Consider the following 21,331-nt stretch of genomic DNA (forward strand, 5'->3'; position numbering starts at 1 on the left):
ATTCGTCCGGCACTGCCTCGTGGTCTAGAGTACGGACCCATGCGTTGGAAATGGCTGTTCCTGTCCCTTTTGCTTGGATTCACGGGATGTGCCCATTCGGGCGTCCCGACCCTGCCCGCGAGTCATGGCCACCTGATGTCCGCGATGGAGGACGTCCAATCGAAGAGGGGCCTCCCGTCGACGGGACTCTGGAACCTCTCGGTAGAGGACGAGGTCGCCTCGCGGCCGCCGCTCAAACTGGATCCAGCACAGGCGCCTCGCGTCTTCGAGGAGGCGGTCAAGACGCTGCGGGGCACCCCCGGAGAGGATGCGGTCCTCAGCGCACTTCGGGACATCTCGGCCGCGTGTGCAGCGGAGCTCGCTGAAGCTTGCGCGTTCTGGTCCGGAGCGTTCGCCCCGCCGGAGCCGATCTCGCCGGCGGCCTTCAGGTATCCCGAGGCGTTTCTCAGGCAAGGTGCGTTCGCATTCATGGTCTTCCAGTGCCGCATCGGCACGGATGGCCAGGTGCGTGACTGCACGGTCGTGGAAGGGGCTCGGCTTCCCGGCATCGAGGAGAACCTCGCGGCGCTTCAAGCGGCTCGATACCGTCCCGCGACCCTCTCGGGGCACCCCGTGAGTGTCGACTACACCTTCAATGTGCGCTTCGTGCCGCAGGGGATCACGTTGAACAGGCACCAAGAGATGGACTGGGCCCGGCTGCGGGTCCGCCAGAATCCCGCGAGCCGTTCGGCATGGCTCAACCTCGCCCGGGAGCTCGCGAAGCATGCTCCAGAGGATCCGCTCTATCCCCAGGCCGTCGCCCGCGCCTGGTTCCTGGCGCCCAGGAGTGGGTGGGCCGCCAGCGAGGCCGCGTGGCAGCTCGTGCAGTCAGGCCAGTACGCGCCGGCCCTCAGCGCGGTGCGTCCCTTCCTGCGCCGCAGCCACAATCCCTATGTGCTGGAGACCGCCGCCGCCGCGCAGTTCGGGTTGAAGCAGTGCACCGCCGCGCTTGCCGAACAACAGAAGGCCGTGGAGCTGCTGCCCGCGGAGTGGCCCGCGCCGGAGAGGGAGCGCTTCCAGCGCAAGCTTCAGGACTACCAGTCCGCCTGCGCTCCTTCCGCGTCGGCGACTCCCTGACCTGACGCGCTCTCAGGGCTCCTCGAGCCCATCCTCCGGGAACTGCCGTCTCCACGCGGGCGCGAGGTTGGCATTGGCCTTCAGCGCGGCGTCGCGGTCCGCGCGAGCCTGCGCGGAGGCCGGGTCCTTCGTGCGCAGGAGCGCGGCGCGCAAGAGCAGGGCTTCGGGCCAGTTCGGCCGCTCCTCGAGCAACGCATTCGCCAGCGCGAGCCCCTGTTTCAGCAAGGGCTCCGCGTCCTGTCCCGCGGCCTTTCTCGCCACCGCCCGGTACCGGTTCAACTCACCCATGGCCAGACGGACTTCCTGACTCCGGGGCGCCTTCTCCAGGGCTTGAGCAAGGGCCTTCCGCGCCGTGTCGAAGTCCGTCTCCGCCTGACGTGGATCCGTCCGGGCCGTCCACCGGGCGCGCAGGAGGGAGTCCTCTCCCCAGGTGCGCAGGTATAGGGACCGCCTGAGCAAGGCAATCCGGGCGAACATGTCGACAGACTTCCTGTCGCGTTCGAAGGTGGCCAGCGGATCCCGGCCCTGCTCCAGCTCGTAGCGCGCCTGGAGCTGGAGCACCCGCATGAGGCCCAGGACGGCCTCCGCGTTCGTGGGCCCCTCGGGCATGGCTTGGATATAGAAGGCTTCGGCCCTGTCCACGTCGCGCGAAGGATCCTCTCCTCGCCACCCGGCGTACTCCGCTCGGAGCGCGTGGATGTCCGCCTGCGCGAGCTTCCCCGGGCCATGTCCGGAGTCCAGCTTCGTGGCTTCCACCTGCTCCGCCTCCGCCGCGTCGAGCAGCTCCTCGGGACTGCCTCCGTGGGCCCAACGCTCCTTCGCCTGCTCCAGGAGGACCTGCCCCAGGCCGTGATGCAGGGAAGCGTCATTCGGATTCACGGTGAGGCCCTCGCGGAGGCGGGCCCTGGCGCTCTCCCATGCGTCATGGGCATCCCCGCCCCGGGCGCGGCTTCGCAGGGCCTTCGCCATCTGGACGTGGGCTCCCATCAGCCACACCCCGGGCGTCTTCGTGCGCAGGGCGCTCGCCTTGCGCCAGGCCCGCTCCGCCTCGTCCAGGTCCTCGGTGCCGTCCACCGTCAATGGATCCATGGCCCGCTCCACGAGGAGCTCCCCGAACTGGACCCAGTACGCGGGGATGCGTGCTTCGCGCGCGAGGATGTTCCGCCAGACGGCGAGCGCCTGGTCCCGGTGCGCGCCGTACAGGTCTCCGACCCGGGGGCCTCCCCAGTCGTTTTCGGTCGCCACCCAGTGGGCCAGGATCCGGGCGTGCAGGAGGTGGAACGCGAGGTCCCGCCCGGCGGGGGGGACGGCCTGCAGCAGGTCCTTCTCCTCGGGCGTCCCGGTCGCGCCGTAGCGTCCCTGTCTCCCCAGCTCCACGTCGATCATATGGGCCTGGATCCGTTCCAGATGGCCGCAGGGGTTCGTGGGGTCCCGGGCCAGCATCGCGTCGGCGGTCTCGTTCGCCTCCAGGGTCAGGTGGCCCCTAAAGGCCTCCTTGCGGAGGGGATGCACCGCCAGCGCATTGAGCAGCCGCAGCCGCTCGCAGGAGGGGCCGGAGTCCGCGGGGTCCAGCCGGGCCGCCGCGTCCAGGGCGCTGAAGGCTCGGCCCGCGGGTCCCAGGCCCTCGGTGTCGAGAAGGGGCGCGGTGCCGGGCGGGTCGGTCCGGATGAAGGCGATGACGGCGGACTCGAGGCGTGCCTGCGCCAGGTGGGCCTCCCTCCGGCTCTCCGCCATGCTCCTGGCGGTGGCGATGGCCTCACGAGCGGTCTCCAGATGCGCCCGGGCCGCGCCCTCCTGGCCTTGCTCCCACAGCCAGGCGGCGCGGAGCAGCAGCGCGTCCGCGCGCAGCAACGGCGCCTCGACGAACCAGGGATGCGTGGTGGCCATGGGCTCCAGGAGGACCGCCGCCGCGTCCAGCCGGCCCTCGTGCAGGGCGGCGAGCGCCGATGCGTAGGCCGCTGACGGAGCGTCCTGCTTCCCGGCCTGACGGAGCAGGGCGAGCACCGGCTCGCGGTACTGACGTTCCAGGTCCTGCTCGCGCACCCTCCGCTCATCCGCATCCAACACGGTCAACGCCATGATGCGCTGCTCGCGGTAGCGCTGGCTGAGGGCCCGGGCCCGGGCCCACGCCACGGACGGCTCGCGGAAGCCCTCGCTCCACGCGGTCTCCAGGTGCGTGATAGCCGCGGCCAGGTCGCCCAGGGCCAGCGCCCCCCGCCCGAGGGCGGCGTGTCCGGGCCCCTGTGCCGCCGGGCCCGCGAGCGCCATCTCCTTCGACAGGAGCGCCATCCAGCCGCGCAGCTCCGCCTGCTCCGCGCGCACGTCGTGAGACCGGGTCAGGCCTATCGCTCGGGCCCGTGCCTCGATGCGCTCGGCCGCGACGGTGAAGTGCGAGGCCCAGGCGGTGTCCCGTTGGGAGGGCTTGTTGGACGCGCAGGCCGAGGCCGCGACGAACAGCAGGACCTGCAAGGCCAGCACCGCGCTCCAGGGCCATCTCGTGGTCGAGTCGTTCGGGGAGTCTTTCAAGCAGACGGCTCCAGGTGCATTCCGGGGAGGTCATTCCGGAACGCCCTTTATCCACGCGACGCAGCCCCCATGTCGTCATGGTTTGCGCATGAGAGCATCATTGGGTCAGCGCTGGACCTGACCAGGGACGTCAGCGCAGCGACGGGTCCTCGCTGATCCGCGCCACCGCGCCGTGCAGGATGCCCAGCTGCCGGGGCACGCGCTCCAGGAGCGCGCCCAGCACGGGGTCGTCGCTCGTGCGTGGCAGCGCCAGGGCCGGTAGGGGAGGGGGCTCGCGCCGCTCCTGCAACGCGCGGGCGAGCAGCTCCAGGCTGTCGCTGGCCCGCTGCGCCAGTTGCTGTGGCAACACCGACGTCGTCCTTCCCTCGAAGCGCCCCGTGCCCAGCGCCGTCACCGCCAGCGCGAACCTGCGCGCGTAGGTGAGCAGCGCCATGCCCGGCTCCAGGTGCCCGGGCGGGCCCCGGTACTCCGTCATCAGCCGCTGGAAGGACGACTCCGCCTCCAGCAGCGCCTGGTCCAGGAGGCGGCGCTCCTCGTTCACCGCGGGCTCCGTGCCGCTGCGGTGCGTGGCCAGCTGTTGCAGGTACTTCCCGTCCGCGCGCAGGGCGGAGGCCGCCGCGTCCGGGAATCGGCGGCGCTCCGGGCTGGGCCACAGCGTCCAGGAGCCCACCAGCGCCAGCGCCCCCGCGATGAGCACGCCCAGCGAGCGCTGCGACGCCACCGTCCAGTCCCCGGAGCTGAGCGTGGCCATCAGGAGATAGTCCGGCGTGAGCAGGACCTGGAACGCGCCGAAGTTCAGCGGCAGCAGCGCCACGGAGATGGCCGTCAGCACGCTGATGACGCCAATCATCATGGGCGGCGTGTGCACCAGCGTCGCGATGAGCGCCGCCAGGCTCGCGCCCAGCAGCGTCCCCAGCGTGCGCTGCAGCACGCGCTCCTCCGTGCTGCCCGCGTAGGGCTGGAGGATGGAGATGACCACGAGGCTCACCCAGTGCGCGTCGCCCACCTGCAACGCCCGCGTCAGCCCCAGCGCCGCCGTGGCCACCATCCCCGTGCGCAGCGCGTGCCGCAGCACCACCGAGTCCGGGTGCAGGTGGTCGCGAATCGGCTGCCACAGGGAGAACCCTGGCGTCTGCCTGGGGCCGCCCACCGTGCCCCGGCCTCGCGGCGACACCGGGTCCCCGAAGAGCAGGCCCGACGCCGTCTCGTGCGCCACGCCCGCGTGCTCACGCAGCCGGTCCAGCAGCGTGGCGACGTGCGTGGACAGCGGCCCCTCCGCGCTCTGCCGCACCGGCGGCGCGGCCATCCTCGCGGGCTGCCGGCGGCGGGGCCTCAGCGCCAGCCGGGGCGGCTCGCGCATGCCCTCGTTGCGCTCCTGCCGCAGCGCCCGTGACACCCATCGGTCCATCGCGCCGAAGGCCTCGCACAGCTTGATGACCCGCTCGCGCGTCGCGTGCAGGTGCGGGTCGCGCCCCACCACCTGCATCGCCTCCGCCAGCGCGCTGAGCAGCGCCACCATGGGCTCCACCAGCTCCACCAGCACCAGCAGGTGCTCGCCGCGCCTGGTCTCGTCCGGCCTCCCGCGCCGCGTGGCCGCGAGCACCTCCCGCGCCCGTTCGATGTCCGGACGGATCCGCGCGTGGCGCTTCAGCCCCTCCGCCCACTCCTCGGCCGTGGCGCCGTCCCGCGTGGCCCTCTCCAGGTCCTCCGCGGCGATGGCCAGCTCCGCGTACACCTGCGCCACCGCCTGGCGCGCGGGGCGATAGGGCCTGAGCGGCCACAAGAGCAGGGACAGCGCCATCGCCCACAGGCCGCCCAGCAGCAGCGCCGCGCCTCGCAGCATCGCCTCTCGTGGCGAAGCGGCGGGCGCGCCCAGCGACACGACGAAGATGACGGCCAACTGCCCGCCCACGGAGCCCGCGGTCTCGCCGTAGCAGCGCGCGAAGTTCGCCGCCGTGACGCCCACGAGCAGCAGCGTAGCGTCCATCACGTAAGTGTAGCCCGCGGGCGCGGCGAGCAGGCCGACCAGCGCCCCCAGCACCGTCACCACGCCCATGACGCGCGCCCGCACGCGGTAGGAGCCGCCCTTGTCCGCGAGCGTGACGAGCAGCGCCGTGAGGCCCGCCCAGCCGGCCTGGGGCACGGTGGTCAGCAGCGACAAACACAGGGGCAGGGCGGTGGCGACGGCGGCCCGGATGCCCGCCCACAGGGCCGGTCGTCCGGGCTCCACCCGGAGGAACGACCGGAGGTGTCTCCGCAGTCGGTGGCGCATGGGTTTTCAGGGGAGCGGCGGGCCGTCACCCCAGAGGGTGGCCACGGCCGTCCCCGTCCACAGGCGGCGGGAGCCGCTCTCCCCCCATGCTCGGGCGCCGCCCGGGCGGTACCCCGGGCCCCGTTCCACCAGCCCCTCCCTCCCGGAAGCCGGGGGCGGAGGGCCCGGCGTCAGCCCGTTCCCAGGGCCGGCGCATCCTCGTCCGGGGCGTCCTCCGCTTCGAGCGCGGTGCCGTCCCAGGGGATGTAGCGCACGCCCGGCATCGGCTCCGGGGCGTGAAACTCCAGCGCGCCCACGGTGGAGGTCAGCTTCCCGGTGGGCTTCCACGCCGCGAAGGGGTGGGGCCGGGAGAAGCGCTGCACCTCGCAGCGGGCCACGTCGCTCTGGGCCACCAGCACGTCCCAGCCCTTGGGGTCGCGGTACGCGTAGCCCACCAGCGTGCGCGGGTCGCACCACGCGCGCCCCTCCATGGCCACGGTGGCGGACGCCGCGCGGAAGGACAGCTCCCCGGACGCGGGCGACGACACGCGCGACAGGAGCACGTGAGGCACTTCATGGAACGTGTGCTCGCCGTCGCGCGTGCGCAGGTAGATGGGCGACAGCTGGGGGTGGCCCCGCTTGCGCTTCGCGCGCACCGCCATGATCTCCAGCCGCGCGTCCGGGTCCTCGGCGAAGCGCGGGCAGTACAGCCACGTCAGCTCCTCCAGCCGCCGGTGGCCCCACAGGTGCTTCTGCAGGCCGGGCGCGCCCTTCACGTCGATGCGCTCGCCATCCACCGTCACCGTGCCTTCGAAGAGGACGTCGTCGTGCACGTGGGCGACCCGCGTGGGCAGGGGCAGCAACCCGGTGCCTCGCGGCTCGCGGCGCACCGGTCCGGGGTGGCCGCCCTGGAAGCGCAGGTCCCACGCGATGGCGTGCCCGCCGCTCTTCACCTGGCCGTGGACGTGGCCGGGCGTCAGCTCCGAGTCCGCGATGCGCACGCCGCCGCCGGGCAGCGCGCTGAACGCGGAGGCCGGATGGATGGCCTTGAGCGCCACCGCGGGCCGGTCCTGGGATGCGCAGTCGAACGCCGCCGCCCACAGGGTGGCGCGAGGCTCACCGCCGCTGCCCGGCGCGGGAGTGAAGAGCGTGTAGCGCAACCACCAGGCACGGTCTCCGCCCGGGTCGAGCACCACCAGGAACCAGATTTCGAAGAACCCCCGCTGATGACCGTTCCAGCGCGGCAGGTTGGCGCGCTTGCTCGACGGCATTTGGATGAATCCCCCTCTTCGCGCGGCCGTTCACGGCCCGGACGCCGCGCGCAGACCCTCACGCTGGCAGATGGGGCCCGGTGCGGGCAAGAGGGCCCGGAGTCGCGGATCCGCGAAAGGGGACCGCCCTTGTCTCAGGATCCCGGGGCGCCCCAGGACACGCGGTAGGTGACGCTGTCATCGTCGAACTGGACCACGTCCACCTGCGTGGCCGGACCGCTGGCGGCGCGCACCGTGGCCAGCATCACGCCCTGCTTGAAGTAGCGCAGCAGGCCGGGCTCGTTGAGCCACAGGTCCGCCTCGCGCTCGCCGCGCTCGGTGATGGCCACCTCGGTGTAGTTGTTGCCGCTGCGGAAGCTGTGCTGCGCGCGCATCAGCATCCGCTTGGGCCCGATGAGCCGCAGCACGCCCAACAGCGCCCGGCCCACCATCGTGTCGCGGTAGCCGTCAATCATCCGCTCGCCGAGCATCCGCCACGCCACCGCGTCCGGCTGGTCCGGATGCAGCGTCTTCGCCGTCAGCGCCACGCAGCGCGTCCACGTGTCCAGCGAGTACGCCGGCTGCAGGGGCCGGTCCAGGTCCAGCCCCTCCTTGCGCAGCTGCTCCTTGAGGGCGAAGGGCACCTTCCCGGAAAGTCCCCGGACGAAGAGTCCTTCGACGATGGTCGGGAATACGAGTTTCTCGGCGGTGGCCATGGGACCATTCCGCCCAGCACCGCCCGTTCTGGTCAAGACCTACCGCCCGGGTGGCGTCCAACGCCCGAAAGCGGGGTCGCCCTCCAGGGCCATTCCGCCCGTTCCGGTCTCCGTGAAACATCGCGTGTAACTCTGAAATTCACGCAAGGTGCGTAAACACTCCCAACCCTCGCGGGGCACGTCCATCTGCTAGCGTCCGGGGGCCCTGGCTCCCCCTGGCTGACCTCCTGATGACGTCCCGTGTCCTGACGTGCCTGCTCCTGTCCGTGCTGTGCGCGTTCCCGGCCCTGGGCGCCCGGCCGGTGCCCGCGCCCGCCGCGGAGGGCATGGCGATGCTCCAGCGGGTGGACACGGCGAGGGTCCAGGGCAGCCCCAGCACGCTGCGCACGGAGCTGGACGCCCAGCAGGCGAAGGCGCCCAAGGACCCCATGCCCCGGGTGTACCGGGCCTTCCTCGCGCTGCCGTCGGACGAGAGCTTCGCCGAGTTCAAGGCGCTGGCGGTGATGTACCCGGAGAACCCGTGGCCGCACGTGGGGATGGGGCTCGTCTACGTGCGCTGGGGCATGGTGAAGGACGCGGCCGCGCCGCTGGAGACCGCGCGCAAGGCGGTGCCCGGCTTCGCGCCCGCGCTCTGGGCGGACGGCCTGCGGCTCCAGGCGGAGGGCAGGCCCGCGGAGGCGGAAGGAAGGCTGCGCGAGGCGCTGGCGAAGCTGGACATCCCGCGCTTCCGCACGGACCTGGCGCTGCTGCTGGCGGGCCGTCCGGGGAGCGCGGCGGAGGCGCGCGCGCTGCTGGTGCGCTCGGTGAAGGACTGGCCCGAGCAGCCCGAGGCGCTCCAGGTGTTGTCGCGGCTGGCGCGCGAGGCCGGGGACGCGAAGGCGGGCGCGGAGGCCGGGGCGCTGCTCGTCGCGCTCCAGCCGCATGACCGCGAGGCGCACCGGCGGCAGGCGGAGGCGTGGCTCGCCGCGGGCGACAAGGCGCAGGCGGTGAAGATGCTGGAGCGCTACGCGACGCTCGGGGGCGCGGAGCCGGCGGTGCTCGCCACGTGGGTGAAGCTCGCCGTGGAGCTCGACCGTCCGGACGAGGAGGCGAAGGCCCTGGTGCGCCTGGCCGCGGCGACGCCCAAGGACCCCGAACCGCTGTTGCGCCTGGCGACGCTGGCGGAGGCGAAGCAGGACGTGGCTGGCACCGAGGCGCGGTTGGATCAGGCTGCGGCGCTGGCCCCGGAGCGCGCGGACATCCAGGTGCGGCGGGCGCGGCTGCTGCTCAAGCTGGAGCGCTACTTCGAAGCCATGGCGGCGTACCGCGCGGCGCTCGCCGCTCCGGAGCGCCCGGTGCCCGAGGCGGCGGAGGAGGCCGCGCAGTTGACGAAGAAGCTGCACCTGCCCGCTTCGCCCGCGAAGGGCACGGTGGAGCAGATCTACGACCGGGTGTCCCTGGGGCTGGTGGCGCTGTACCTGGAGCACCTGATGGAGAAGCCGGACCTCAAGGGCAACCTCAAGGTGCGCGTGGACCTGGACCCCACCGGGAAGGCCACGGGCGTGGTGGTGCTCTACGACAGCCTCCAGGACGTGCTCATCACCCACAGCGCGCACGTGGCCTTCATGGACGCCCAGTACCCGCCCGGCAGCGAGCCGCAGGTGTACCAGTACGTCTTCCGTCCTCCTCCGCGCTGAGGCGGACATCCGGAGCGCTCCCTGGCCTGAGGCGGATTGACGCTCGGCTCCGAGGACGGCACAGACTGGGAGGCCTCGTGCCAGGAGCCCGCCCGTGAACGCCGCACCGCTGACGCCCGCCGCCCTGTGGCCCCGCACGCTGGACGTCACCCGCCACGCGCTGGAGACCGGGGCGCTCCAGCCCATCGCCACGGAGGCGCGCACGGTGCCGGTGGCGGGCACGGAGTTCCAGGTGCGCGTGCTGGGGCGGGTGGCGCTCAAGGAGCGCAAGCGGCCGGCGCCGTCCAACGCCGAGCCCTTCAACCCGTTCGCGAACCCGGAGCCGGACCTGGTGCTGGGGGACGTGGGGCCCGCGCACGTGTGCCTGCTCAACAAGTTCAACGTCGTGGAGCATCACCTGCTGTTGGTGACGCGAGCCTTCGAGTCGCAGGACGCGCTGCTGACGCCCGCGGACTTCGACGCGCTCTCCACGTGCCTGGAGGGGCTGGACGGGCTGGCCTTCTACAACGCGGGCGAGACGGCCGGCGCGAGCCAGCGCCACAAGCACCTGCAGCTGGTGCCGCCGCTGGGGCCGGACCGGCTGCGCGCGCCCGTGGAGGCGCTCCTCCCCGTGCTGCCAGGACCGGGCCGCGTGGTGGCCGCGGAGTCGCTGCCGTTCGCGCACCTCCTGGCGGGGCTGGGGCCGTGGGGCGCGCCGGGGCAGGGCGCGCGGATGCTGGCGGCGTACCGGCTCCTGCGGGACGCGCTGGGCCTGGCGGAGGGCGCGCCGTACAACCTGCTCGTCACCCGGGACTGGATGCTGCTGGTGCCTCGCGCCCAGGCGGAGCACCTGGGCGTCAACGTCAACGCGCTGGGCTTCGCGGGGTCTCTGCTGGTGCGCACGCCCGAGCAGTTCGACGCGGTCGCCGCGCTGGGGCCGCTGGAATTGCTGCGCCAGGTCGCGGGCGTCGCTCCGTAGGAAGGGTGCATCCGCGTAAGCGGACCGGCACAATGCCCGGAACCCGATGGAGCGACGACCATGGATGTGAACGAGCTGGCCCGCGTGCCGGGCGTGAATCCCCAGGTTCCCGACGCTGCACGCATCTACGACTACACGCTGGGCGGCACCCACAACTTCGAGGCGGACCGGCAGGCGGCGGAGTACATGTTCTCGCTGCTGCCCTCCACGCGGAAGTGGGTGCGGATGCTGCGCGCGTGCCTCCAGGGCGCGGCGAAGCGGCTGTCCGCGGAGGGCTTCACGCACTGGGTGGACTTCGCGTCCGGCCTGCCCACCAACGACCACGTGCACGGCGTGCTGCCGCCGGACGTGAAGGTGCTCTATTCGGACATCAACCCGCTGACGATGGCGCAGGCGCGCGTGCTGTTGGGCAACGACCCGCGCGTGCGCTACCTGGAGTGCGACATCCGCCAGGCGAAGTCCTTCCTGGAGCGCCCGGACGTGCGCGACTTCCTGGGCGGCGAGCGCAAGGTGGCCCTGGGCGCCAACGGCATCACCGTGTTCCTGAAGGCGGAGGAGAACCGGAAGTTCTTCCGCGACCTCTACGACTGGGCCGCGCCGGGCTCCCGGCTCTTCACCACCTTCGAGACGAAGGACCCCTCGAAGACGACGCCCCAGTGGGAGCAGTTCGTGGGCATGTTCCAGAAGATGGGGGAGAGCTTCGAGCTGTTCTCCCTGCCGGAGTACCTGGAGCTCTGCAAGCCGTGGACGCCGGGCCCTGGCGGCGTGCAGCCCGTGAGCCGGTTCCTGGGGCTGCCGGATGATTACATCACCGAGGAGGACCGGCAGGGCGTGGGCATCGAGTTCTACGCGGTCATCCTGGAGAAGAAGTAGCCGCCGCCTTCGCGCGGTAGCGCAGGCCGATGAGTGCCGCGACGAAGCCCGCCGCGGCGCCCACGCCCAGCGCCTGACGCGGACCGAACGTGTCCGCGACCCACCCGACGATGGGGGCCCCCAGGGGCGTGCCGCCCAGCGCGATGGCCAGGAGGATGGCGAGCACGCGCCCGCGCATGGACGGCTCGGTGGACAGCTGCACCAGGCTGTTCGCGGTGGTGGTGAAGGTCTGCGCGGACACGCCGATGACCACGAGCATGACGCCGAAGAGGGCATAGGCCGGCATCAGCGCCGCGAGCGTGAGCCCCGCTCCGAAGACCGCGGCCCCCGTCACCAGCAGGCCGATGCGCGGCTGCGCGCGCCGGGCGGAGAGCAGCGCGCCCGTCACCGAGCCGATGGCCATGATGGACGTGAGCAGCCCGTAGCCGCCGGCGCCTTTGCCGAAGACGCGCACGGACATGGTGGAGATGAAGATGGGGAAGTTGAGGCCGAAGGTTCCGATGAGGAAGAACATGCTCAGCACCGCCACCAGGTCCGGCCGCTTCCAGACGTAGACGAAGCCCTCCATCAGGCTCCCGCGCTTGTGGAGCGCCCGGTCCCTCACGTGCAGTTCGCTCGCGCGAAGCAGGCTCAGGGAAAGGAGCACGGCGCCGAACGAGGCCGCGTTGAGGACGAACATCCACCCGGAGCCCACGGCGGAGATGAGCAGGCCCGCGATGGCGGGGCCCAGCATGCGCGCGGCGTGGAACGAGGTGGAGTTGAGCGCCACGGCGTTGGCGAGGTCCTCCTCGCCCACCAGCTCCGAGACGAACGTCTGGCGCGCGGGGGCGTCGAACGCGGTGACGCACCCCAGGAGGAACGCGAATACGTCCACGTGCCACAGCCGGATGTGCCCGGAGAGCGTGAGCAGCCCCAGGCCCAGCGCCAGCGCGCCCAGCGCCGCCTGCGTGGCGAACAGGAGCTTGCGCCGGTCGAAGTGGTCCGCCGCGAAGCCCGTCAGTGGGAGGAACAACAGCGGCGGCGCGAACTGGAGCGCCATGACCACGCCCACGGCCGTGGCGTTGTTGTGGGTGAGCTGGGTGAGGACGAGCCAGTCCTGGGCGGTGCGCTGCATCCACGTGCCCACGTTGGAGACGAGCGCCCCGGCCGCCCACGTCCGGTAGTTGTAGCCGCGCAGCGAATGGAAGGTGCCCTTCATCCCGCCGGAGACCTTATCCGCATGACTCCCCGTTGGGGGCGCAGCGGCCGGACGCGCAGGGCGTGAAGGATGCGCCGGTGCAGCCAGTGGGCTCGCAGCGGCAGGTGGTGACACGGTGGGTGAGCGGGTCGCAGCACGGCTCGTAGGACACCGGCGGCGTGCCCGCGTCCGTGCCTGCGTCGGTGGTGGTGCCTGCGTCGGTGCTGGTGCCTGCGTCGGTGCTGGTGCCTGCGTCTTCGATGACGCCGCCGCCGTCGGCGGTGCCCGCGTCGACGCCGGCGCCTCCGTCGTAGACCTGGCCGCCGTCCAGGCTGCCGTGAATGGACTCGCAGCTGTCCCGGAGCGACGGCGTGCATGTGCCGGCCGAGCAGGCCTGGAAGGCGACCTCACAGCCGTTGGGGTCCTCGCAGAGGCAGGTGTCCACCTGGTTGCGGACGCAGCAGACGGCCCAGGACTCCTCGCCCAGTTCGTCAGGGTCCTCGTAGAGCGGGTCGAAGCAGGCGCCCAGGAGCGCGACGAGGGTGGCGAGGACGAGTCGTTTCACGGCGATTGGGACACCCGGTGCGGCCGGCCTGGGACATGCCGCTGGGGTGCGACTAATATCCCACAGCCCATCGCGGATGCGATGCGATGTCCCAGGCCGCCGGGGCCGGGTGTCTCAAGGACGAAAAGGAAGGTCGGACCCATCGGATGGCGAGCGGGCTCGGTGCGGAGGAGCTCAGGGAGCTCTACGAGCGCTTCGCGCCCGTGGTGCACCGTCGCGCGCTCGCGCTGCTGGGACGCGATGCCGACGCCTGGGACATCGTCCAGGAGGTCTTCGAGCGCATGTTGACGGCTGGCGCGCGGTTCCGACGGGAGGCCCGTCCCATGACGTACGTGTACCGCGTCACCACCAACCTGTGCCTCAACGCGCTGCGCTCGCGCCAGTTGCGGGAGCCGGTGCTCCTGGAGGCGCCGGAGGCCGCGGCGCTGACCCCCAGCCAGTGGGAGGCCGCGGACTTCATCCGGCACCTCGTGGGGCGGATGGGCGAGCGCGAGCTGGAGGTGGCCACGCTGCACTTCTTCGACGGGCTGACCCAGGAGGAGATCGCCGGGATGCTGGACGTGTCGCGCAAGACGATTGTTCGCGACCTGGACTCCATCCGGAAGAAGGCGGCGGAGCTGGGGCGGCTGCCGGAAGCGCTGGAGGCGGAGCGTGGCTGAGCACCTGACACGGCTGGAGTTGGACGAGTGGCTGTCGGGGCTGGATGCCTCGGGTCGCGCGGAGCGGCACGTGGCCGCCTGCCCGGCCTGCGGGATGCTCGCTGAACGGATGCGGCAGGCGCGAGCGTCGAGCCTGGCTCAGCCCCAGGCGAAGGCAGTGCTGGCGAGGTTGGAGGAGAAGCGAGCCCGGTCCGCGAAGCCCTGGTGGCGCTGGGGCGTGCCGCTGGTGACCGCGCTGGCGGTGGGGCTCGCGCTGGTCGTGTACGTGCCGCGAGGCGCGGAGGACGGCGTGCGGCTGAAGGGGACCGTGGCGCTGCGGCTCTTGTCCGTGCAGGGCGCGCCGGTGCAGGACGCGAGGCCCGGTGAGCAGGTGACGCTCGCGGTGGGCACGGGGCCGTACCGGAACGTGCTGGTGCTCGCGGTGGATGAAGCGGGCGCGGTGGAGCCGCTCTGGCCGAGGGACGGCAAGACGAGCGGCACGGTGGATCCGGGGGCGGAGGTCCGGTTGTCCCCCGCGTTGGAGGTGACGCCGGGGTCGGTGGCGTTGCATGCGTTCTTCTCGGATGCGCCGCTGGACGTGGCGCAGGCGCGCGAGGCGCTCATGTCGCGCGTCGCGGAGGCGCGCGGGAACGGGCAGGGACCGTTGGAGGTGGCGACGCCGGAGGACATCGGGACGGCCCGGGCGCGCACGCTGCTGAGGGTCGTGCCGTGAGCCGCGCGCTGGGCCTGGGCGTCCGGGTGCATGCGGCGCCGAACGCGCCCCGAGGGACCGCGGAGATGGGGCCGCGCTGCTGGGGGCTGGGCGCGTGGGGACGGCTGCTCGCGGTGTTGCTCATGGTGCTGGGACCCGTTCCGAGCGCCGCGGAGGAGGCGCCGCGCCGTTGGGCGCTGATCGTGGGAGAGAACCAGGGTCTGGCAGGCGAGGAGCGCCTGCGCTTCGCGGAGACGGACGCGCAGCGGATGCGCGAGGTGCTCCAGGAAGTGGGCACCGTGGCGCCGGAGCGCACGGTGACGCTGCTGGGCGCGGATGCCGCGAAGCTGCGCGAAGCCCTGGCGCGCTTCCGGGCACGGCTGGCCGTGGAAGCCTCGCAGAAGGATTGGCTCCTGCTCTACGTGTCGTCGCACGCGGGCGACGGCAGCCTGCACCTGCGAGGCACCGAGCTGCCGATGCGCGAGCTGGTGGACTTCCTCAAGGGCGCGCCGGTGGGCGTGGGGTTGCTCATCCTGGACTCGTGCCGCTCCGGTGTCGCCACGCGCTTGAAGGGCCTGAAGCCGGTGGCCGCGCCGGTCACGATGGAGGCCTCGGACCTGGAGGGCCGGGTCGTCATCAGCGCGTCTGGCGCGGATGAGTACGCGCAGGAGTCGGATGCGTTGCAGGGCTCCTTCTTCACGCACCACCTGGCGGTGGGGTTGCGCGGAGCGGCCGATGCTTCGCGGGATGGGCGCGTCACGCTGGAGGAGGCGTATCGCTACGCCTACGCGAGGACGCTGGAGTCCACGCTCGTCTCCCCAGGTGGCATGCAGCGTCCTACGTTCCGCATGGACCTGAGCGGGCGCGGAGAGCTGGTCCTCTCCGAGCCCCAGCGCGCGCGAGGCCGGCTGACGCTCGACGTGAAGGCCCCGGGCCGTTGGCTCGTCATGGCGTCGGAGAGTGGCGCGCTGGTGGCGGAGTTGGAGAAGGGCGAAGGCCCTACGACGCTGGCCGTGGCGCCCGGCGCATACCGGCTGCTGCTGCGAGCGGAGGACGGATACCTGGAGCGGTCGGTGCGAGTGCCGCTCGACGGTGCGGTGTCCGTGGGCGGCGAGCCGCTGGAGCAGGCCGCGAGGATGCGGCTCGCGCGAAAGGGCAGGGCGGGGTCGGAGTTGCTGGTCGCGGTAGGGCCCTCGCTGACGTCGGGAATCGTGACGGGCCTGTCGTCGCTCGCGGGGCTGGACGTACGCCTGGTGCGTGAAGGGCGGCTGTTCACCGGTGTGGACACCTCGGGCCTGGGGCTCGCGGTGCGGCGCGGGACGGGCAGCAGGGTGTCCTTCCAGCAGACGGAGCTGGAGCTGCGGCTGGGCGCGGGGCCGCACTGGAAACTCGGAGCCTGGACGTTCAGCGGCGCGCTGGAGGCCGGGGCCCTGGCCGTCTTCCAATCGCGCATCCCGGACGAGGATGCGCGCTTCGGGCTGGAGCCATTGGGGCTTGTCACCGGAGGCGTGCGGCTGGACGTGAGAAGCCGCCTGTCCATGCTCCTGAGCGCCTCCGCCGGAGGCGTCCTGGTGAAGCGGGCCTCCGGTACGGCGCTGGTGCCCAGGGCCTCCGCGTCACTGATGGTCGGCTACGCGCTCTAGTTCGCACCGCCGCTTACTTGCCCGGGGACAATCGATTTTTCCTTGGGTCAGAGCGGAGACGGCTGTGGCGCTAGGTGTCATCTAGTCAGCCACGGAGTGCGGAGGTACGCGCCATTGACGAAAGGACGCGTTGACGTTTTGTGTGCCTAGGTCGTAATAGGACGTCCGTGAGCACCAAGCTGCGTGACATCGACGTTCGCAACGCTCTGCATGCGAAAGTCTTGGATGAACACCATGGTGATCCCAACACGCTCGTACTGGACGAGCTAGGCCTCTGGTACGGCGTGGCCCGGGTCGACATCGCGGTCGTAAATGGCCGTATGCATGGATTCGAGATCAAGAGCGATCGAGACACCCTTGATCGGCTTCCCGAGCAGGCGCGCATCTACGGTCGGGTGCTCGACCGCGTTACCGTCGTCGTAGGGCACATACACGCAGAAGCAGTGCGGCACATCATCCCTGAGTGGTGGGGCATCAAGGTGGCGACTCGTGGTCCGCGAGGCGCCGTACACTTTGCTGACCTCAGGGCGCCAACAATGAACCCTGCGGTTGATCCGGTGGCGGTCGCGGCTCTTCTTTGGAGAGAAGAACTCCTCGAAATACTGGATGGAATGGGTGCCGCGCGAGGCCTGCGCGGCAAATCCCGGGATGTGCTCAGTCGACGGCTTGTGGAACTGCTACCGTTGGATGACCTCCGTGCGACGGTACGGGCCCGGCTGAAAGTGCGACCGCTGTGGCGAGTTGACGCACCACAAATGTGATGTGGTGATTTGTCGCGACCGTTTTCCAAGTCGTCAGGCTGCCGGTTCCTACCGTTCCATTCGCACATTGAGCGATATGGTTATCGCCATGGCTGAACGCCGCGCCGCAATAGATGGGATCAGCCACTAGTTGGCGGGACAAGCCGACAAATTGGCTAAAGCCACCATATGCGGCACCTGCTAATGCCCGTCCACGCACAATCAGCCATGAATCCGTGGTCGTGTAGCGTATAGCCGCACTCCCGAGAAACCGATTTGACGGATCAAACTCAGGGCTTTGGGCCGCATAGTCGCCGAATAGGATCGAACGCGTAATTCCTGGGTTGTTGCGGATGCGCACCCATGCGAGCCACTCCGTTCTCTGAATGGAGCCGACACCAACTCCGATTTGCTGGAGCGTCCTGGGGAATGATGATGCAGCAAAGGTAATAGTGCGCCATGCAGCAAGGCTGGGCAAACCAGTTATGATGCCCGAAGCTGCGGCAGCTGTAGAGCCTTGCTGATTCTCGGCAATGGCTTGCCAGTCAAGAACCAAGTCGACATCTTGAGGAGCAAGCCCAATGGCGTTGGTGGCAGCCGACAGATCTGCACTGAAGGTAGGCTCAAACACCTCATCCTGTGTTGCGCGCATGCCTGCACCGCGGCGATCGGTCGTCGCGACTGTGGCAACTGCACTTTGAAATGGGTTGTCGCGGTATGGGCCTGTGATGGGGATAAGCTGTAGTCCCGCATTGCGCGCCACAGTGAAGAAGTACTCGACGGGATGGACACCGCCTGGGGCCTGCTGGTCCGGCTCAAGCGCCCCCAAGTCCACGAATGCGGGCGCATTTCCCCATGCATTTGCGATCTGGTTGACGACCTTGACGTACGGGTCATGTCCAGGTTGGTCGATTTCAAGTGTGTCTGATAGGATTTCCAGAATTGGTCGGACAAGAGATTTGTCGTTCGGAAAGAGGTTCGCGAGCGCCGACTGCTCGCCACGCTTCCACTTCAAAATGGGCATGTAAGGGTGGTGATTTCTGTTAGCCATCTGGAGCCTTTGGGTTGATGCGCAGGTGCTTGGCGGGGTGGGCCGTGATCGGAGGTTGGCGGGTTGTCATTTGTGAATATGTGCAGGCGGCTTGTTGTGATTCCATTCCCCGAAAGGGGTAGGTTTGGCTGCTGCTTGGGGGCAGGTCTTACGCCGGAACGGAAATTCTGTTGAGTGAAGTAGGCGCTGAGTCTTCACTGCTAGGGGTGCGTAAGTGGTGGGGTGTTGGGCAGGGCCACTACTCTCCATGAAGAGTTCGTAACCGGTGTCAACTGCGGTGCATGACTGGAGGCGTAGTCGGGAGAGAAGGATGAGCAGGCGAGCTGCTTCCAGGTAGAACACGCCTCGCCTGTCTTTCACCGGAGCCATCTATGTCCCTGCGCCGCCACCTCCTGCTCTCCGTCACGCTGGGCCTCACCCTGGGCTGCGCGGGTGCGAAGCCCACCGCGCCCACTGCCGCTGAACCGGGCGCGCTGGAGCGGGTGGCGCTGGTGCATGGTGGCGCGGGTCCGTGGGCGGTCGCGGGTTACCGGATGGGTGATTACGCGCTCCAGCAACTGGGCCTGCCTCGGGGCAGCTTCAAGCTGGAGGTCATCCATCACAGCCCGGCGAAGGTCCAGTACACCTGCGTCGCGGACGGCGCGGCGGCGGCCACCGGCGCCAGCCTGGGCAAGCTCAACCTGTCGCTGGTGACCGCGCCCTCTCCGGAGGACGTCGCGACCACGTTCCGCAACCGCGACACCGGCCAGTCCCTCACGCTGCGCCCGTCCGCCAGCTTCGTGCAGCGCTTCCGGGACGTCCCTCGCGAGAAGCTGGGCGAAGCGGGTCAGGCCGTCCTCACCCTGCCGGACGCCGACGTCTTCGAGACCGTCACGCCCTGAGCGAAAACGCTGCTCAGAAGGCGACGAGCGCGATGGCCAGCGCCGGCAGCGCGCCCTGGACGAGGCTGGCCGTGAAGAACTTCCGGTTGCTGCTCACCAGCACCACCGCCGCCAGCAGCATGCACGCGCAGCCGAACACCACCGCCGCCACGCCCGACGCCACCGCGCCCCGGTGCACCAGCACCACGCCCACCAGCACGCCCAGGGCGAGGAACAGGTTGTAGAAGCCCTGGTTGAGCGCCATCGGCTTCACCACGTCCGCGTCCGCCTGCGACTTCAGCCCGAAGCGCTTCCACACCTTCGGCCGCGAGAAGACGATGCTCTCCATCACGAAGAACAACACGTGGATGAGCGCGGCGATGACCGCGAAGACCTGCGCCATTGGCGACATGATGACTCCCCCTCCGGGGTTGGGTTATTCTGAACCAGTCAGTTCCGAATTTATATTGAAACGGTCAGTTCAGAATTGTCAAGGAGGGTGACGTGGCGCGTACGCGGGCGTTCGACGAGACAGAGGCGGTGCGGGCGGCGCTGGGGGTGTTCTGGTCGCGCGGCTACGAGGCGACGTCGCTGTCGGACCTGGAGTCCGCGACAGGGCTGAACCGCTCCAGCCTGTACCAGACGTTCGAGAGCAAGCGCGGGCTGTTCGCGCGCACCATCGCGCTGTACCTCCAGGAGGTCATCGGGCCCCGGCTCGGCGTCTTCGCGAAGGACTCGCCGGGCCTCGCGCAGGTGACGGAGTACTTCGAGTCGCTCGCGGCGACCATGGCCACCGCGCCGCCGGCCCTGACTCGGCGGGGCTGCCTGCTGGTGAATACGGCCACGGAGCTGGGCCCGCATGACGCGGAGGCGAAGCAGGCCGTGGAGGACTACCGGGCGCTCCTGCGTGGCCACCTGACGCGGGCCCTGGAGGGCGCGGCCCGGGCAGGTGTGCTGCCGCGCAAGACGGTGGCGCGCCGGGTGGAGCTGCTGTTGGGGGCGGTCATCGGGGTGCTCGTCACCGCGCGCGTGGACCCTGCCGCCGCGGCGAAGCTGGCCCAGGCGACGGCGAGCGAGGTGGCGGGCTGGGCGGGGTAGGGGCGCCGGGCTTGTCCGGCGTGGGAAGGCTGCTAGAAGGGCGCGATCTCCCGAGGCGCCCCGTGCCTCCGTCCCCCGAGGCTCCGATGGAATTCTCCGCGCTCGCGCTGTCACCCCCGCTGCTCCAGGTGCTGGAGGAGCTGGAGTTCAAGACCGCCACCCCCATCCAGGCACAGAGCATCCCGGTGCTGTTGCAGGGCAAAGACCTGGTGGGCCAGGCGCGCACGGGCAGCGGGAAGACGGCGGCGTTCGCGCTGCCCATCCTGCAGAAGGTGAAGCTCACGCAGGACCGGCGGCTCCAGGCGCTGGTGCTCTGCCCCACGCGCGAGCTGTGCGCGCAGGTGGCGGGGGAGATCCGGCGGCTGGCGCGGCGGATGCCGGGCGTGCAGGTGCTCGCGCTCGCGGGAGGCTCGCCCATCCGGCCGCAGGTGGAGGCGCTGGAGAAGGGCGTGCACATCGGCGTGGGGACGCCCGGGCGCATCCTGGACCTGCTGGACCGCGAGGTGCTGGACACGCGGCACCTGGCCACGGTGGTGCTGGATGAAGCGGACCGGATGCTGGACATGGGCTTCCGGGAGGACATGGAGCGGGTGCTCGGGGCGACGCCCGCGAAGCGGCAGACGGTGCTCTTCTCCGCGACGTTCCCGGACGACATCGAGAAGCTGAGCCGCGCGTTCCAGAAGGACCCCGTGCGGGTGTCGCTGGCGCAGGAGGAGTCCGCGCCGGACATCCAGCAGGTGGCGTACGCGTGCACGCCGGAGGAGAAGCAGGCGCTGCTGCTGCGGCTGTTGCGCCAGCACCAGCCGGCCTCCGCCATCGTGTTCTGCAACTTCAAGGCGGTGGTGGTGGAGCTGACGCGAGCCCTGGTGCAGGCGGGCGTGAGCGCGGATGGGCTGCAGGGCGACCTGGAGCAGTTCGACCGGGACCGGGTGATGGCGAAGTTCCGCAATCACAGCACACGCGTGCTGGTGGCGACGGACGTGGCGGGCCGGGGCATCGACGTGGAGGCGCTGGACGCGGTGGTGAACTACGAACTGCCGCAGCAGCCGGAAGCGTACGTGCATCGCATCGGCCGCACGGGGCGCGCGGGCCGTCGCGGGCTGGCGCTGTCGCTGGTGACGCGCTCGGACAGCCGCAAGGTGGAGGACATCGAGGCGACGACGGGCGTGAAGCTGGAGAAGGGGGACGTGGACGCGCTGGTGCCGGAGAACGTGCCGGGCGTGTCGCTCATCTCCGGCTGGGAGACGCTGTCCATCTCCGCGGGGCGCAAGGACAAGATGCGGCCCGGTGACATCCTGGGCGCGCTCACGGGCGAAGCGGGTGGGCTGAAGGCGGAGGACGTGGGCAAGATTGAAATCCACGACCATCACGCCTTCGTCGCCGTCTCCAAGCGCGTGGTGAAGATGGCGTTCCAGCGGCTGAGCGAGGGCCGCATCAAGGGCCGCCGGCACCGCATCGAGCGCGTGCGGTAGGGAGCGAAA

Annotated in this window: 19 protein-coding genes; 11 read left to right on the forward strand and 8 right to left on the reverse strand. The window is 70.6% G+C overall.

Annotated features, from left to right (window positions below):
* Positions 1-39: 39 nt before the first annotated feature.
* Positions 40-1,116, forward strand: coding sequence for an energy transducer TonB (locus JYJ93_RS14345; protein WP_206791241.1), 1,077 nt, complete (start codon positions 40-42; stop codon positions 1,114-1,116).
* Between the two features lie 12 nt (positions 1,117-1,128).
* Here JYJ93_RS14345 and JYJ93_RS14350 read toward each other — a convergent pair whose 3' ends face one another.
* From JYJ93_RS14350 to JYJ93_RS14365, 4 genes are all read right to left on the reverse strand, one after another.
* Positions 1,129-3,642 (reverse strand): hypothetical protein, encoded by a 2,514-nt coding sequence (locus JYJ93_RS14350; protein WP_206791249.1) that lies wholly within the window; start codon positions 3,640-3,642, stop codon positions 1,129-1,131.
* Positions 3,643-3,772: 130 nt separating this feature from the next.
* Positions 3,773-5,914, reverse strand: coding sequence for an FUSC family protein (locus tag JYJ93_RS14355; RefSeq protein WP_206791251.1), 2,142 nt, complete (start codon positions 5,912-5,914; stop codon positions 3,773-3,775).
* Between the two features lie 170 nt (positions 5,915-6,084).
* Positions 6,085-7,164 carry a hypothetical protein gene (locus JYJ93_RS14360; protein WP_206791275.1) on the reverse strand — a complete coding sequence of 360 codons (1,080 nt, stop codon included), beginning with the start codon at positions 7,162-7,164 and terminating at the stop codon, positions 6,085-6,087.
* 134 nt (positions 7,165-7,298) lie between these two features.
* Positions 7,299-7,859 (reverse strand): DUF2378 family protein, encoded by a 561-nt coding sequence (locus JYJ93_RS14365; protein WP_206791277.1) that lies wholly within the window; start codon positions 7,857-7,859, stop codon positions 7,299-7,301.
* A 230-nt stretch (positions 7,860-8,089) separates the two neighbouring features.
* On the opposite strand from JYJ93_RS14365, the gene JYJ93_RS14370 reads away from it, so the two are divergent.
* The 3 genes from JYJ93_RS14370 (at position 8,090) to JYJ93_RS14380 (ending at position 11,366) form a co-directional block, all read left to right on the forward strand.
* Positions 8,090-9,535, forward strand: a complete 1,446-nt coding sequence (locus JYJ93_RS14370; protein WP_206791279.1) for a hypothetical protein — start codon at positions 8,090-8,092, stop codon at positions 9,533-9,535.
* A 94-nt stretch (positions 9,536-9,629) separates the two neighbouring features.
* Positions 9,630-10,493, forward strand: a complete 864-nt coding sequence (locus tag JYJ93_RS14375) for an ATP adenylyltransferase (protein ID WP_206791281.1) — start codon at positions 9,630-9,632, stop codon at positions 10,491-10,493.
* Between the two features lie 60 nt (positions 10,494-10,553).
* Positions 10,554-11,366, forward strand: coding sequence for an SAM-dependent methyltransferase (locus tag JYJ93_RS14380; protein WP_206791290.1), 813 nt, complete (start codon positions 10,554-10,556; stop codon positions 11,364-11,366).
* Here the strand turns inward: JYJ93_RS14380 and JYJ93_RS14385 are convergent.
* Both JYJ93_RS14385 and JYJ93_RS14390 read right to left on the reverse strand, forming a co-directional pair.
* Positions 11,347-12,564: an MFS transporter gene (locus JYJ93_RS14385; RefSeq protein ID WP_206791292.1), complete on the reverse strand. Its 1,218-nt coding sequence runs from the start codon at positions 12,562-12,564 to the stop codon at positions 11,347-11,349. The genes JYJ93_RS14380 and JYJ93_RS14385 overlap by 20 nt on opposite strands.
* A 13-nt stretch (positions 12,565-12,577) precedes the next feature.
* Positions 12,578-13,108, reverse strand: a complete 531-nt coding sequence (locus tag JYJ93_RS14390) for a hypothetical protein (protein ID WP_206800720.1) — start codon at positions 13,106-13,108, stop codon at positions 12,578-12,580.
* A 146-nt stretch (positions 13,109-13,254) separates the two neighbouring features.
* Here JYJ93_RS14390 and JYJ93_RS14395 point away from each other — a divergent pair, with 146 nt between their 5' ends.
* The 4 genes from JYJ93_RS14395 (at position 13,255) to JYJ93_RS14410 (ending at position 16,862) form a co-directional block, all read left to right on the forward strand.
* On the forward strand, positions 13,255-13,767 hold the full coding sequence (locus JYJ93_RS14395) for a sigma-70 family RNA polymerase sigma factor (RefSeq protein ID WP_120576415.1): 513 nt from the start codon (positions 13,255-13,257) through the stop codon (positions 13,765-13,767).
* Positions 13,760-14,479, forward strand: coding sequence for a hypothetical protein (locus JYJ93_RS14400; protein ID WP_206791294.1), 720 nt, complete (start codon positions 13,760-13,762; stop codon positions 14,477-14,479). The genes JYJ93_RS14395 and JYJ93_RS14400 overlap by 8 nt, the downstream gene beginning before the upstream one ends.
* Entirely contained in the window at positions 14,476-16,101 is a 1,626-nt protein-coding gene (locus JYJ93_RS14405) for a caspase family protein (RefSeq protein ID WP_206791305.1), read from the forward strand. Before JYJ93_RS14400 ends, JYJ93_RS14405 begins: the two co-directional genes overlap by 4 nt.
* A gap of 167 nt (positions 16,102-16,268) precedes the next feature.
* Entirely contained in the window at positions 16,269-16,862 is a 594-nt protein-coding gene (locus JYJ93_RS14410; protein WP_269012706.1) for a sce7726 family protein, read from the forward strand.
* Here JYJ93_RS14410 and JYJ93_RS14415 read toward each other — a convergent pair.
* On the reverse strand, positions 16,756-17,865 hold the full coding sequence (locus JYJ93_RS14415; RefSeq protein ID WP_206791307.1) for a beta family protein: 1,110 nt from the start codon (positions 17,863-17,865) through the stop codon (positions 16,756-16,758). The two genes, JYJ93_RS14410 and JYJ93_RS14415, sit on opposite strands and share 107 nt — an antisense overlap.
* 398 nt (positions 17,866-18,263) lie before the next feature.
* Here JYJ93_RS14415 and JYJ93_RS14420 point away from each other — a divergent pair, with 398 nt between their 5' ends.
* Complete coding sequence (locus tag JYJ93_RS14420) at positions 18,264-18,773, forward strand: FmdE family protein (RefSeq protein ID WP_206791309.1); 510 nt, start codon at positions 18,264-18,266, stop codon at positions 18,771-18,773.
* Positions 18,774-18,786: 13 nt separating this feature from the next.
* On the opposite strand, the gene JYJ93_RS14425 is transcribed toward JYJ93_RS14420, so the two are convergent.
* On the reverse strand, positions 18,787-19,164 hold the full coding sequence (locus JYJ93_RS14425) for a DUF1304 domain-containing protein (RefSeq protein ID WP_206791311.1): 378 nt from the start codon (positions 19,162-19,164) through the stop codon (positions 18,787-18,789).
* Between the two features lie 92 nt (positions 19,165-19,256).
* Between JYJ93_RS14425 and JYJ93_RS14430 the strand changes: the two genes are divergently transcribed.
* Both JYJ93_RS14430 and dbpA read left to right on the forward strand, forming a co-directional pair.
* Entirely contained in the window at positions 19,257-19,850 is a 594-nt protein-coding gene (locus JYJ93_RS14430) for a TetR/AcrR family transcriptional regulator (protein ID WP_206791313.1), read from the forward strand.
* Between the two features lie 86 nt (positions 19,851-19,936).
* A complete protein-coding gene (gene dbpA / locus JYJ93_RS14435; protein WP_206791315.1) occupies positions 19,937-21,322 on the forward strand; it encodes an ATP-dependent RNA helicase DbpA in 1,386 nt (461 codons plus the stop codon).
* Positions 21,323-21,331 lie beyond the last annotated feature (9 nt).

The organism is Corallococcus sp. NCSPR001, from assembly GCF_017309135.1.
In the GTDB taxonomy this organism is placed as follows: domain Bacteria; phylum Myxococcota; class Myxococcia; order Myxococcales; family Myxococcaceae; genus Corallococcus.